The organism is Allobosea sp. P5_A5 (assembly GCF_056400625.1).
In genome coordinates this window covers 175,375-188,354 of the sequence record NZ_JBFUKY010000002.1, presented here as the reverse complement: position 1 = coordinate 188,354, position 12,980 = coordinate 175,375, and the positions used below count along the sequence as shown (strand labels likewise).

Here is a 12,980-nt window from a genome sequence, read left to right as displayed (position 1 = left end):
CCTAGGCCGGACGGCCTGTCGTGATGGATTTCTCCATGCCTGAGTCGCGTAGTCTTCTGGGCCTCTCCGGTGAGGCCGATATCGTCAAGGTGGATCGCGCCATCTCCGAATTCCGGGCGGGCCGCCCGGTGCTGCTGCGCGATGGTCAAAACCTCGCGCTTGCTCTCTCCGCAGAGCTCGCTGATCCCGATCTGGTCGCGCGGCTGGACGATCTCGCCTCAGGTGGCGCGCATCTCGTCCTGACAGGCGCGCGGCTGCGCCGTCTCGGGGCGAAGGGGCGGCAGGAAGCTGGGATCTTCGCGCTCCCGAAGATCGACCTAGACCGTGTCGAGACGCTGGCACTCAAGCTCGACGCCAAGATGGACGCGCCGGTGGCCCCTGCCCTGCCGCTGGACGATGCGGCGATCGAAATCGCCCGGTTGTCGCTGGTCCTGCCCGCTGTCGTGATCGTGCATGTTTCAGCCGAACAGATCGCCGGCGAACCCTTGGTCGAGATCGATATTGCCGCCATTGGGGGATATCGCGCCGCCCAGGCCGCAACGCTCAAGATCGTCGGCCGTGCGCCCGTCCCTTTGGAGGGCGCGCCCGAAACCGAATTCATCGTCTTCCGCGGTGGCGAAGGCCTGCGCGATCAGGTGGCGGTCGTCGTCGGCAAGCCGGATCTGTCGAAGGCTGTGCCGGTCCGCCTGCATTCGGCCTGCCTGACTGGCGACCTGTTCGGATCGCTTAAATGCGATTGCGGCGACCAGTTGCGCGAGACCGTGCGCTGGATGGCTGAAAACGAAGGCGGAATGCTGCTCTATCTCGATCAGGAGGGCCGCGGAAACGGCATCTCCAACAAGATGCGCGCCTATAAGCTCCAGAGCCAGGGCTGGGATACGTATGACGCCGACGAGGTGCTGGGCTTCGACCTCGACCAGCGTCATTTCGATTTCGCCGCGACGATGCTGAAGCGGCTCGGTGTGTCGAATGTTATCGCGCTGACCAACAACCCGCAGAAAATCGGGGCCATGGAGGCCGCCGGTCTCGCCGTCGCGTCGAGCCAGCGCGTGCTGGGCCGTCCCACGGTTCATAATGTGCGCTATCTCGCGTCCAAGCGGGATCGTGCCGGGCACATCATCGACATGGAAGCCCTGATGGCGCGGGCGGCGCCGAAGGACTGATCGGCCGATTGACCGGCGTCCTCTTTTCGGACAGGTCAGCCCGATGGCGACACCCGAGCTCGAAAACCGTCCTGACGGATCGGCCAAAAGCTGGCCGATGGCGGCTGTGGTGGCGGTCGTTTGCGCGAGCTGGCTCTGCCTGTCCTGGCCGTGGCTGTCGGGCGCGGTCACCATCCCGTGGGATGCCAAGGCGCACTTTTATCCGCAGCTCCAGTTTCTGGCCTCGACCTGGCATCAGGGCCTCTCGCCCTTCTGGACGCCCTATGTCTTTTCGGGTCTGCCACAGGTCGCCGATCCCCAGTCGCTCATCTTCTCGCCGCCCTACGCATTGGTCGCGGCCCTCGATTCCGACCCTGGCTTTCGCCTCTTCGACGGAGCAGCGCTCGGCACCTTGCTGGTTGGCGCGCTCGCCATCGTGGTCATGTTCCGGGACCGTGACTGGCATCCGGCCGGCGCGGTCGTGGCCGCGCTCGCTTTCGCTTTCGGGGCCGCGGCGGCCTGGCGCATCCAGCACATCGGGCAGGTGCTGAGCCTCGGCTACTTTGCCATCGCATTGGCGCTCATCGCCCGTGCTTTGGAGCGGCGTTCGCCGGGCTATGGCTTCGCGGCCGGCGTGGTCGCCGGCTTCATGGTCCTGGGGCGCGATCAGGTTGCGCTGCTCGGCGTCTATGTGCTGGCCGGACTTGTCGCCGCAGCGATCGGGATGGCGCGCAACCCTTGGCGGGCCTTCCGTTCGAGCCTGCCGCCTCTGCTCGCCGGGGCGCTCGGCGGCATTCTGGTGGCGGGGGTGCCGATCCTGCTGACCCTTTTCATCGCGCAGGAATCCAACCGGCCGGTGATCGACTTCGTCGAGGCCGGCAAGGGATCGCTCCACCCTGCCGCGCTACTGACCGGGCTCATCGCCAACCTCTACGGAGCGGCAGGCCCGCTTGCCGATTTCTGGGGCGCACCGAGCCCGGCCTGGGAAGCGCGCTTCGGCCCGCTTGAACTGTTCCTGGCCCGCAACATGAGCCAGCTCTATCTCGGACTGCTGCCGATGGGCCTGATCCTGACGATCGGCCTGGTTCGCGGCGGATTATGGCGTCGCGAAATCGTCGCGCTCAGCCTTGCCGCCGTGATCGTGCTGATCTTCGCGCTTGGCCGCTACACGCCGGGCTTTCGCCTGCTTTTCGCGCTTCCCGGCATTGATTTCTACCGCCGGCCCGCCGATGCGCTGTTTATCCTGGGCGCGCTTCTGGCGATCCTCGGCGGGTATCTGACCCACCTCGTGCTCACGGGAGAGGCTCCAAAGGCAAAACGCTGGCAGCGCTCCCTCGAAGTCCTGATCTTCGCGGGCGCGTTGGTCACAGCGCTCTGGCTGGCCTGGAGCGTCGGGCGCATCCATGTCGCGCTGGTTCCGCTGCTGACCGCTCTGCTCTGCGGCGTGCTGACCATCGGCGCCTTCATCGCGGCTCACGGCTTGGCGCGACGCGGTTCGGCCATGGCGGCAGCGATCGTGCTGGCCGCGACGATGACGGTGGATCTCTCGGTCAACAATGGCCCAAGCGAATCGACGGCGCTGCCCTCGGCAATGTTCGACGTCCTTCGCAAGGACACGCCCAACGACACCATCGCGCTGCTGAAGCAGGAGACCGCCCGCACCGCCGCGCCGGACCGCCGCGATCGGATCGAACTCGCGGCGATCGATTTCCATTGGCCCAATGCCAGCCTCGTCCATCACCTCGACAACACGCTGGGTTACAATCCCCTCCGCCTCGGCCTGTACTCCAAGGCGACGGGTGCCGAGGATCAGGTCGCGCTTCCGGACCAGCGCAAATTCTCGGCCCTGATGCCGGGCTATCGCTCGCTGCTTGCCGACATGCTGGGCCTGCGGTTCATCGCGACCGGCGTTCCCGTCGAGCAGATCGACAAAACGTTGAAGCCCGGCGACCTGACGCAGATCGCCCGCACCAAGGACGCCTATGTCTATGAGAACCCGCGCGCCCTGCCACGGGTGATGCTCGTGCCCGAAGCGCAGACGGCCGATTTCGACGCGATCCTGACGAACGGCCGCTGGCCGGAAGGCTTCGATCCGCGCCGCACGGTGCTGCTCGACCGCGCCGCGCCCGCCTTACCGACAGGCCCGAACGGCGCGGGCTCCGTCGCGATCCGCGATTACGGCACGACGGAGATCGCGCTCGCCGTGGACGCGCCGCGCGGAGGCTATGTCGTGCTCAACGATGTCTGGCATCATTGGTGGGAAGTCGAGGTCGACGGCAAACCGGCCGAGCTTCTGCGCGCCAATGTGCTGTTCCGCGCCGTGGCGGTTCCGCCCGGCCGTTCGAGCGTGCGCTTCGTGTTCCGGCCCCTGCAAGGGTTGTGGCGAGACGTGGTCGCGCAGCTCGGCTCGCACCGCGCGGCGGCACCGAAAGGCTGATCAGGCCAGCCCCGCCATCGCGGCAACCGGCTGAACGTCCTGCTCCGCAAGCACCTTGGCGAGCCCGTCTGGATCGACCTCTCCGCCGCGCATCGTCTCGTCGCGGTGAATGCCGCCTGCGATGAACAGGCTGTCGAAACCCATCAACCGTGCCCCCGCCAGATCGGTCCGCACCGCGTCGCCGATGACCAGCACCTTGGCAGGATCGACCGGCCGGCCGTCGCGCAATGCCGTCGCAGCCGCCAGTGCCAGGTCATAGGCCGGCCGATAGGGCTTGCCTGCCCAGGCGACCGCGCCGCCAAGCTCCTCATAGATCGTCGCCAGCGCCCCGGCGCAGGGCAGCAGATCCTCGCCGACATGCACGACGAGATCGGGATTGCCGCAGATGAACGGCAGGCCGCGCGCGGCGAAGCCCTCCAGCAGCGGCCGGTATTGCTCCGGCGTCTCTGTCCGGTAATCGTTGAGCTCGGTCGCGACGACGAGATCGGCCGAGGCCGCATCGACAAGCTCGACGCCGAGACCTTCGAACACCGAGCGATCGCTCTGCCAGCCAATGTGGAACACACGCTTCTGATGGCTTTCAGCCACCAGCGCCCGCGTGACGTCGCCGGAGGTTACGAGCCGGTCCCAGGCCTGGCGGGGCACACGCTTGGCATCGAGCACTCCCGCGATTTGCTGGGATGGCCCAGGCGCGTTGGAAAGCAGAACGACGGCCCCGCCCTTGGCGCGAAAGGCCGTCAGGGCCGTGCAGGCAGGTTCGAGCGCCCAGAGGCCGTCATGCACGACGCCCCAGACATCGCTGATCAGCACGTCGTAGCGGGCGAGCAGTTCGCCGGCCTGCTTCAGGATGGGAACGGCCATCAGCGCTTCGCCTCGGCGGCGATACGGGCCTCGACATCGGCACGGCGCGGCAGCGGAGCGACCGCCCCGTACCCTTGCGTCGAGAGAGCGGCGGCGACGTTGGCATAGGCACCCGCGGCAAAGGCATCGCCGGTGCGCAGGTATTCGGCCAGAAAGGCGCCGTCATAGCAGTCGCCGGCCCCGGTGGCGTCGATGGCATCGACCTTGATCGGCCGGAAGCGCTCGCGCTTGACCGGCGTTGCGACCAGCGAGCCCTCTGCCCCCAAAGTCAGCGCCACGACGCGCGCGCCAAGCCCGAGATAGAAATCGACGATCCGGTCGGGGTCGTTCAGCCCGGTGAGCTGGGCGGCATCGTCCAGGCCCGGCAGGACGATATCGGACATCGCGCAGGTCGCGTGGATGATCGCGCGGGCCCGCGTCAGCGGCCACAGCTTCAGGCGAAGATTGGTGTCGTAGGCGGTGACGACGCCGGCTTTCCGCGCGATCTCGAACGCGGAGAACACGGCGTCGCAGGCCGCCGCCGAAATCGCCTGGCTGATGCCCGAAGCCTGGATGATCCGCGCGGAACGGATCGCCTCTTCCGGCAGGTCGCGAGGCCCGTACAGGCTCGCTGCGGAGCCCGCCCTGAGATAGGAGAAAACGTGGCCGGACAGGCCATGCTCGACGAAATAAAGCCCGGTCGGCGCGCTGGAATGGGTCGAGACATGGCGCGCATCGACCCCCTCGCGCTGCCACATCGCGCGCAGCGAATGCCCCGCGCTGTCGTCTCCGAGCGCACCGATGTAACCGACCGAGAGTCCCAGCCGCACTGCGGCGACCGCGCAGTTCGAGGTGTCGCCGCCATGGCCGAACTGAAAGGTGCCGGATTCGGCCCGGGTCGCATTGAATTCGCCGAGCGGCTCGCCGAGGCAAAGGAGATCGTAGTGGCTGTCGGTCACGGGATTTAAAACCATTGAAATGGCGCGGGCGCGTCGAGGCAGCGCCTTCCTAAAGCATCGACCTCGAAAAGAGAACGCGCTTGCCGGCTCTATTCGGCTGCCGTTCGCTTGGGCGCGTTGTCCATCAAACTATCCGCAAGCCTGACGATTTCACGGCGCAAGGCCAGACGGTCGCTCGGTTCGGAGGTGGCCTTCCGCAAGGCGGCCAACTCCTGGCGCGCCTCGGAGCCGTCCGCCCGCGCCTGGGCCAACGCGCCTTCGAGCATCTGCAGCTCCGCCCGCAGCGCTTCGAGCGCGCCACCCTGCTGTCGATGGGTTTCTTTCAAGGTCGCGATCTCCTCGACATGGCCGCGTTTGGCCTGCTCCAGCCGCGTCGAAGCAAGGCTCGCCCTCGCATCGGCGGCAGCGAGCCCGGCTTCGGCCTGCGCCATGCGGGCGCCGAACGCGTCACCGCGCTCTCGCTGGCCGTCTCGCTCGGCGGCCAGAACCAGAAGCTCTGCTTCCGCCCGGGAGAGGGTCGCACTGGTCGCGGCCAGCAAATCGGCCAGCTCGTCGCGTTTGGTCTGGAGGACCAGGATCTGCGTGCGGTCCTCCACCTGCATGACGCGAACACGCTCATGCTCGCTGCGCAGCTTGGCGAGTTCCGCCTCCCGCTCGGCCAGCCGTGTCTCGACGCCCTCGCGGATTGCCTGTTCCCGCGAAAGCGCGTCGGTCTGGACAGCGAGATCAGCCTGCGTCTGGGAGAGCGATGCGCTTTTCTGCTCGAGCGCCTGCTCCCGTTCAGCCAGCTCGGCGAGGCGCTGTTCAAGGGCCGCGCTCGTCTCGCCATGCGCCTGGCGTTCCGCCGCGAGATCGCGGTCGAGACCGTCGCGGTTCGCTTGCGTGTCGGCGAGCAAGGCTTCCAGCGTCGCGATCAGGCTGTCACGCGCGGCCAGCTCTTGCTTGAGACGGCCGATGTCCATGTCGCGACGGCCGACATCCTGCAGCGCGCCGGCCTTTGCCGCGAAGCCGCGCTCGGCCTGCTGCTCGGCTGCGCGCACCTTGACCGCAAGCTCGGCCCGCAAATGGTCTCGATCGGCGGCGATCTCGGCAAGCGACAGCGGAAACGCGGCTTCGGCACGGCGCCGCGCAAGCCGGTCGGCCCGTCGCGCCAGCGCGGGGATCAGCGCAAGCGTCAGCAGGGCTGCACACAGGAAGCCGAGCGCGATCAGCATGGCGGCTTCGATCAAGGCTCACGCCTCCGCAAGGTCGGTCAGCCCGGAATTCTGCCATGCCTTCCGGGACATGGCCAGCGAGGCGATGCCAATCAGAAGGGGTTCCAGGTCGAGCTCTGCGTGAATTTGAGGTAGCCGAGATTGACGCCGAGCCGCCAGCCCACCCCGGTGCGGATCGGCACGATGGTCACGCCTTCCGCCGCCATCGCGGTGAAGCCGAAGCCGCCGATGAAATAAGCCGAGCCATCGACGCCCGCGAAGCGCTGATACACCGCATCCACCGCCGGCAGGTTGTAGACGAGCATCATGGTGCGCGAGCCCTCGCCACCGAAGTCGAAGCCGATCGAAGGACCCTGCCAGAACACGCGCCGGTCGCCGGCATTTCGGGTGTAGAGCGAGCCCTCGCCATAGCGCAGCCCGCCGACGAAAGCGCCCGACGCCTCCTGCCCCAGGATATAGCCGTTGGGCTCCCCCCAGCGCCGCACCGCCTCCTCGATCGCGAGCGCCAGCCCGCGCGAGACATTGCCGAAGAATTTATGGCCCGAGCCGACGAGTTCGTTTTGCGAGAAGGAACGCTGCCCATCATAACCCTGCGCGAGCGCCGGCAGCGGCAGCGTGGAAAGGCTGGTTCCGGCAAGAGCCGTCGCGAGACCGCCCTTGATGAGATTGCGGCGGGTCTGGATCATGAAAGCGATCTCCGGATAGGGCGACCGGCGGGGCCGGAAGCGGGACGCTGTGACGCCCGCGATGCGGCCGACCCGAGCGATTGCACGGCAACCTCGTCGGGCAAGGCGCGGCCACGGGCCGGAAGGCGGGCCGATCCTGGGCTGTCCGCCTCTCGCCGAACCGTCGAAAAACGACGATACGGCAAATCCGAATCAATTCGGTTACGGGATTGATACGCCGCAAATCTATCCAAGGGGTGAAGATTCCGGATGGCTGCCTTTGGCCGGCTTGTCAGGCCTCGAGAGGATTTGTGTCGATGAAGGCCGCAACATGGCAGCGGAAGGTTTCGCTCGCGACGACGAGCTTTTTGGCGTTTCTGGCGCTCGCCCACCCGACTTTTGCAAACGCCCCCATGCCGGCCGCCACAAAGACCGGCCCGTCTTCGGCTGCTGTCTCCGACCGCGATCTCCCCGCCGGTTTACCGGGACTGCCCTCGCTCGGTGAGACGATGCAGCGGGATTCGCGCCTCGGGCTGGCGCTCAACGGCTTCGATCCGGTGACCTACCGCCTCGGCCTGCCCGCAGCTGGCCAGGCGCAACACGAACTTGCGTTGAACGGCATCGTCTGGCGTTTCGCCTCGGCTGCCAACCTGGCCGCCTTTCGTGATGCTCCGGACATCTACGCCCCCGCCTTCGGAGGTTTCGACCCGACCGGCGTCGCGGCTGGCATCGCGGTGGATAGCGACCCCGTGCAATACGCGGTCGTCGGGTCGCAGCTTTACCTGTTCCGCTCAGCCGCCAACCGTCAACGCTTCATCCAGGACCAGGCCATGCTCGCTTTGGCGAATGAGCGCTGGCCTGAGGTGGCGCGCACGATCGCGCGCTAGGCCCTTATCCGCAAGCGGCGGCGCTGTCGCCCGCGATCGCCCGCCGCGCGAGCGCTTCGCTCGAGGCCGCGACGAACGGCAGATTGCGGAATTGCCGTTCGACCACGCCGTAGCGCGGCACAGCCCCATCCAGAGTGAGCAGGACGCCGCCGGCTGCCGAGAGAATGGCATCGCCCGCCGCCGTGTCCCATTCCATCGTCTGTCCGCACCGGACATGCAGATCAGCCTCGCCTGACGCAATCAGACCGAACTTGACCGCCGAGGACATCGGAACGGCTTGACCCTGGCACATCGACGCGGTGATGCCTTCGCTCCGCCCCCCGCCATGGAAGCGGCTGACGAGCATGAGTGGCCCTTCGGCCGGCAAGGGCCGCACCTCGACCCGCCGGGCTTCGCCGACTAACGCACCGTCTGGCCCGAACTCTTGCGAATAAGCATGTTCGCCACCGAACCAGAGCCGCCCGAGAGCGGGCGCTGCGATGGCACCGGCGATCGGGCGATCGTCGACGACGACGGCGATCGCGACGCAGTAACTATCGCCGCCGGCCAGAAATTCCCGCGTTCCATCCAGGGGGTCGAGGAGAATGAAGATCGGCCCCGGCGTCACGTTCTCGACCGTCTCCTCGCTGACCACCGGAAAACCAGGCGCCAGGCGAGACAGAGCGGCCTTCGCGGCATAATCGGCGGCGAGATCCGCCGAACAGACGAGTGAACCGTCGGTTTTCAGCTTGATATCGTAGGCAGCACGCTTCTGCAGCAAGGCCATCGCGGCCGCGCGGGCCGCTTCGGCAAGCTTGCGGGCGATCGCGTCGCGATCGCGCAGGCGGGGATCATCACGGCCGATCATGGCGGCCCATCCTTCAATGGTCAGCGCTTGATATGGCGATTAACCACATGAAAACCAAGACGGCAGCATACCGGAGCGCAACGGCGCCACGCTCGCGGCGCACCGCTCACTCCGGGGATTAGCCTCCATGACCGCCATCTCGCTCGACTCGCTCGACCTGGCCGCGCTTCTCTGCAGCCGCGTCTGTCACGATGTGATCAGCCCGGTCGGCGCGATTGTCAATGCGCTCGAAGTTCTCGATGAGGACGATCCCTCGATGCGCGACTTCGCGCTCGAACTGATCAAGAAGAGCGCCCGCAGCGCGTCGGCCCGCCTGCAATTCGCCCGCCTCGCCTTCGGCGCCGCCGGCTCCGCCGGTGCGATGATCGACCTCGGCGACGCCGGCAACGTCGCCAACGGCTTTCTCAACGACGACAAGCTGTCTCTCGACTGGGAAGCGCCCCGCGCGCTGTTGCCGAAGAATCAGGTCAAGCTGCTGCTCAATCTTCTGGTCATCGCCACCCAGGCGGTGCCGCGCGGCGGCAAGCTCGTTTCCCGCGCGACGGTCGAGGGGGAACAGGGCGCTTTCGAGATCAAGGCGACCGGTTCGCATGCCCGCATTCCCGCCCATGTCGAGGATCTGCTGGCGAGCCGCTCCGAGAGCGGCACCATCGATGCCCATGCGGTCCAGCCGCTCTATACCGGCATGGTCGCGCGCGCAGCCGGCATGGACATCTCCCTGTCGATCGACGGCGATACGGTGACGATCAAAGCCCAGAAGGCCGCTTGAGGAAATCGCGCAATCGCGCCGACTCTTCAACAGATCATCAACCCTTCTGCTGCTTAACTCGCGCAGTGTGTCGCGTTGGGTGATGGTCCTGCATGGACGATTTGCTGCAAGAGTTCCTGACCGAGACCGGCGAGAATCTCGACACGGTCGATCGGGAGCTCGTCCGTTTCGAGCAGGAGCCGAACAACCGCGACATTCTGCGCAACATTTTCCGGCTGGTGCATACCGTCAAGGGCACCTGCGGCTTCATCGGCCTGCCGCGTCTGGAAGCCCTGACCCACGCGGCGGAATCGGTGATCGGCCAGTTCCGTGACGGCGCGACGGTCCGCCCCTCGGCGGTCACCGCGATCCTCGAGACGATCGACCGCGTCAAGGACATCCTGAACGAGCTCGCCGAGAAGGGGCAGGAGCCTGAGGGCAACGACGCGATCCTGATCGCGGAGCTGCAGAATCTCGCCGCCATCGCCAAGGCCGAACTCGTAAAGACAGCGCCCGAACCGGCTCAGCCCTTGATGGCGGATTTCCTCGACCCGGTCGCGGCCTATCTCGCAAGACATGGTCTTGCGACGCCGGCTGCCGCGGCGGCCGACGACATCGTTTTCCAGCGCGCGCCGGACCCTGTCAGGGGGCCGGATGGTCGCATCGAGACCCCCCAACAGCTCGGCACGGAGACCCCGCGGTCGCGCTCGAACGGCCCTGCGACGCTGCGCGTGGCGGTGGACACCATCGAGCATCTGCTGACGATGGTTTCGGAGCTGGTGCTGACTCGCAACCAGCTTCTGGAAGTCTCGCGCCAGCGCGAGGATGCCGGACTGAAGGCCCCGCTCCAGCGCCTCTCGCTGATCACCGCCGAATTGCAGGACGGTGTGATGAAGACGCGGATGCAGCCGATCGGCAACGCCTGGTCGAAGCTGCCGCGCATCGTGCGCGACCTCAGCGCCGAACTCGGCAAGCGCATCGAACTGGTGACCGAGGGGGCAGATACCGAGCTGGACCGCCAGATCCTCGATCTGATCAAGGATCCGCTGATCCACATGGTGCGCAATTGCGCCGACCATGCCATCGAGGCGCCCGCCGACCGGCGCGCGGCCGGCAAGCCGGAATTCGGCACCATCCGCGTGAGCGCCTATCACGAAGGCGGCTCGGTCACGATAGCCGTCAGCGATGACGGACGCGGTCTCGACTTCGCCCGCGTCCGCCGGAAGGCCATTGCCCACGGGTTGACGAGCGAGGCCGAGTGCGAGCGACTGAGCGACAGTCAGGTCGGCCGCTTTATCTTCCATCAGGGCTTCACCACGGCCGATCAGGTCACGGCCGTCTCAGGTCGCGGCGTCGGCATGGACGTCGTCAAGGCCAACGTCGATTCCATCGGCGGGCAGATCGATATCGCCAGCCGCCTCGGCATCGGCACCACCTTCACCATCAAGATCCCGCTGACCCTCGCGATCATCTCCGCCCTCATCGTGGTCAGCGGCGACGAGCGCTATGCGATCCCCCAGATCTCGGTGCGCGAACTCGTCCGCGTGAAGGGCAGCGACGAACACCGCATCGAGCAGATCAATGGCGCGCCGGTCCTGCGCCTGCGCGGGCGGCTGCTGCCTGTCGTGGTTCTCAGCGAAGTGATGGGGCGCGGGGCAAGAAGCGACGGCGAAGGCTTCATCGTGGTCACGCAGATCGGCGAGCGGCAATTCGGCATCCTGGTCGACGGCGTCTTCCACACCGAGGAAATCGTGGTGAAGCCGATGGCGAGCCGCCTGCGCCAGATCGCGCTGTTCTCCGGCAATACCATTCTGGGTGACGGCGCGGTCGTGCTGATCGTCGATCCCAATGGCGTCGCGGCCATGGTCGGCGCATCCGATACGGAGACGGCGAACGCCGTCGACCCACAGATGCCGGCCGATGTCGGACGCGAACGCACGACCATGCTGGTCTTCCGGACCGGCCTCGATCAGACGCAGGCCCTGCCGCTTTCGCTCGTCACCCGGCTCGAGGAGGTCGAAGCCTCGGCGTTTCAGAAGGGCGCCGGCCGCACCTTGCTTCACTACCGCGACCGCCTCGTGCCGGTCGTTGCGCTCGGCCAGACCCAGGTTCGCAGCGAGGGTTTGCAGCCGCTAATCATCGTCTCCAACGGCGAATTGACCATGGCGCTCGCCGTGGAGGCGATCATCGACATCGTCGAGGAGAGCCTCGATCTCCAGATGGCCGGCGCGACCGAGCGCGGCGTCGTCGGCTCGGTCATTCTGCGAGGCCGTGCCACCGACATCGTCGACCTCGCCCACTACCTCCCGCTCGACCAGCCCGGCTGGCTCCAGACCCGGCGTCAAAGCGCGGTGCTCGAACATATCCTGCTCGTCGAGCCCTCGGATTTCCTGCGCGAGATGCTGATGCCGGTGCTCCGGGCTTCCGGCCGTCAGGTCGTGGCAGCCGTCGACGGCGAACACGCGCTGAAACTGGCCGCAGAGCACGGACCCGAAACCGTCCTGATCGATCTCGATCGCGATACGGATGCCGCCCTTGCGCTGGTCGCCAGGCTGCGGGGGGCCGAGCAGGCTCGCCGACCCCGCATCATCGGAATGACGGCATTGGTCACTCCCGAATTGCAGATGAGGGCCAGCAAGGCGGGGATAGACGACGTCCACGGCAAGTTCGACCGTCGCGCCCTCTTGGCCGAGATCAATGCGCCTGGCGGCGAGATGAGGGACGCGGCATGACCGGCGGCGCGATCCTGCACCACGCAGCAGCGGAGACATTCGAAACGTCGCTCGACTACGTGACGATTAAGATCGGCGCGCAGCTTCTGGGCCTCCCGATCCACCGCGTCCGGGACGTTTTCATCACCGACCGCATCACGCTGGTGCCGGGCGCGCCGTCCGATATCGTGGGCCTGCTCAACCTGCGCGGCCGCGTCGTCACGGCGATCTGCCTGCGCCGACGGCTTGGCCTCCCGTCGCTCGAGCAAAGCACCGGCAATCTCACAGCCATCGGGCTCGATCACCGGAGCGAGGCCTATGCCCTGATCGTCGACGCGGTCGGCGAAGTCCTGCGGCTCGACCAGACGACGCTGGAGCCCCTGCCCGGCCACCTCGATCAGGTCTGGACCGCTCTGGCGAGCGGCGTTCACCGCCTGCCCGACCAATTACTCGTCGTCCTCGATCTTGACGCCGTGCTCGACCTCGACCTTCAGGCTGCGGCATGATCGCCGCACCAGCCTTTTTCGGAG

Annotated in this window: 11 protein-coding genes; 6 read left to right on the top strand and 5 right to left on the bottom strand. The window is 66.8% G+C overall.

Annotated elements, in window-relative coordinates:
• Positions 1–35: 35 nt before the first annotated feature.
• Both ribA and AC1DR6_RS04465 read left to right on the top strand, forming a co-directional pair.
• Positions 36–1,163 carry a GTP cyclohydrolase II RibA gene (gene ribA / locus AC1DR6_RS04470; RefSeq protein WP_476827987.1) on the top strand — a complete coding sequence of 376 codons (1,128 nt, stop codon included), beginning with the start codon at positions 36–38 and terminating at the stop codon, positions 1,161–1,163.
• 43 nt (positions 1,164–1,206) lie between these two features.
• Positions 1,207–3,579, top strand: coding sequence for a hypothetical protein (locus tag AC1DR6_RS04465; protein ID WP_476827986.1), 2,373 nt, complete (start codon positions 1,207–1,209; stop codon positions 3,577–3,579).
• Here the strand turns inward: AC1DR6_RS04465 and AC1DR6_RS04460 are convergent, their stop codons facing one another.
• The 4 genes from AC1DR6_RS04460 to AC1DR6_RS04445 form a co-directional block, all read right to left on the bottom strand.
• On the bottom strand, positions 3,580–4,440 hold the full coding sequence (locus AC1DR6_RS04460; protein WP_476827985.1) for a TIGR01459 family HAD-type hydrolase: 861 nt from the start codon (positions 4,438–4,440) through the stop codon (positions 3,580–3,582).
• The gene (locus AC1DR6_RS04455; protein WP_476827984.1) at positions 4,440–5,378 is read right to left on the bottom strand and encodes a sugar kinase; all 939 of its coding nucleotides are present in this window, start codon (positions 5,376–5,378) and stop codon (positions 4,440–4,442) included. Before AC1DR6_RS04455 ends, AC1DR6_RS04460 begins: the two co-directional genes overlap by 1 nt.
• An 89-nt stretch (positions 5,379–5,467) precedes the next feature.
• On the bottom strand, positions 5,468–6,607 hold the full coding sequence (locus tag AC1DR6_RS04450) for a hypothetical protein (protein ID WP_476827983.1): 1,140 nt from the start codon (positions 6,605–6,607) through the stop codon (positions 5,468–5,470).
• A gap of 77 nt (positions 6,608–6,684) precedes the next feature.
• A complete protein-coding gene (locus AC1DR6_RS04445; protein ID WP_476827982.1) occupies positions 6,685–7,278 on the bottom strand; it encodes a DUF1134 domain-containing protein in 594 nt (197 codons plus the stop codon).
• Positions 7,279–7,358: 80 nt separating this feature from the next.
• Between AC1DR6_RS04445 and AC1DR6_RS04440 the strand changes: the two genes are divergently transcribed.
• Positions 7,359–8,144: a YHS domain-containing (seleno)protein gene (locus AC1DR6_RS04440; protein WP_476827981.1), complete on the top strand. Its 786-nt coding sequence runs from the start codon at positions 7,359–7,361 to the stop codon at positions 8,142–8,144.
• Between the two features lie 4 nt (positions 8,145–8,148).
• Here the strand turns inward: AC1DR6_RS04440 and AC1DR6_RS04435 are convergent, their stop codons facing one another.
• A complete protein-coding gene (locus tag AC1DR6_RS04435; protein ID WP_476827980.1) occupies positions 8,149–8,991 on the bottom strand; it encodes a 3'(2'),5'-bisphosphate nucleotidase CysQ family protein in 843 nt (280 codons plus the stop codon).
• A 127-nt stretch (positions 8,992–9,118) separates the two neighbouring features.
• Here AC1DR6_RS04435 and chpT point away from each other — a divergent pair, with 127 nt between their 5' ends.
• From chpT to AC1DR6_RS04420, 3 genes are all read left to right on the top strand, one after another.
• Positions 9,119–9,760: a histidine phosphotransferase ChpT gene (chpT, locus tag AC1DR6_RS04430; RefSeq protein WP_476827979.1), complete on the top strand. Its 642-nt coding sequence runs from the start codon at positions 9,119–9,121 to the stop codon at positions 9,758–9,760.
• Positions 9,761–9,852: 92 nt separating this feature from the next.
• Positions 9,853–12,471 carry a hybrid sensor histidine kinase/response regulator gene (locus tag AC1DR6_RS04425; protein ID WP_476827978.1) on the top strand — a complete coding sequence of 873 codons (2,619 nt, stop codon included), beginning with the start codon at positions 9,853–9,855 and terminating at the stop codon, positions 12,469–12,471.
• Complete coding sequence (locus AC1DR6_RS04420) at positions 12,468–12,956, top strand: chemotaxis protein CheW (protein ID WP_476827977.1); 489 nt, start codon at positions 12,468–12,470, stop codon at positions 12,954–12,956. The genes AC1DR6_RS04425 and AC1DR6_RS04420 overlap by 4 nt, the downstream gene beginning before the upstream one ends.
• The last annotated feature ends 24 nt before the right edge of the window (positions 12,957–12,980 follow it).

Excerpts from the sequence above, each read along its gene's own strand:
- ribA (WP_476827987.1), top strand. The coding sequence starts at position 36 with ATGCCTGAGTCGCGTAGTCTTCTGGGCCTCTCCGGTGAGGCCGATATC.
- AC1DR6_RS04465 (WP_476827986.1), top strand. The coding sequence starts at position 1,207 with ATGGCGACACCCGAGCTCGAAAACCGTCCTGACGGATCGGCCAAAAGC.
- AC1DR6_RS04460 (WP_476827985.1), bottom strand. The coding sequence starts at position 4,440 with ATGGCCGTTCCCATCCTGAAGCAGGCCGGCGAACTGCTCGCCCGCTAC.
- AC1DR6_RS04445 (WP_476827982.1), bottom strand. The coding sequence starts at position 7,278 with ATGATCCAGACCCGCCGCAATCTCATCAAGGGCGGTCTCGCGACGGCT.
- AC1DR6_RS04435 (WP_476827980.1), bottom strand. The coding sequence starts at position 8,991 with ATGATCGGCCGTGATGATCCCCGCCTGCGCGATCGCGACGCGATCGCC.
- chpT (WP_476827979.1), top strand. The coding sequence starts at position 9,119 with ATGACCGCCATCTCGCTCGACTCGCTCGACCTGGCCGCGCTTCTCTGC.
- AC1DR6_RS04425 (WP_476827978.1), top strand. The coding sequence starts at position 9,853 with ATGGACGATTTGCTGCAAGAGTTCCTGACCGAGACCGGCGAGAATCTC.
- AC1DR6_RS04420 (WP_476827977.1), top strand. The coding sequence starts at position 12,468 with ATGACCGGCGGCGCGATCCTGCACCACGCAGCAGCGGAGACATTCGAA.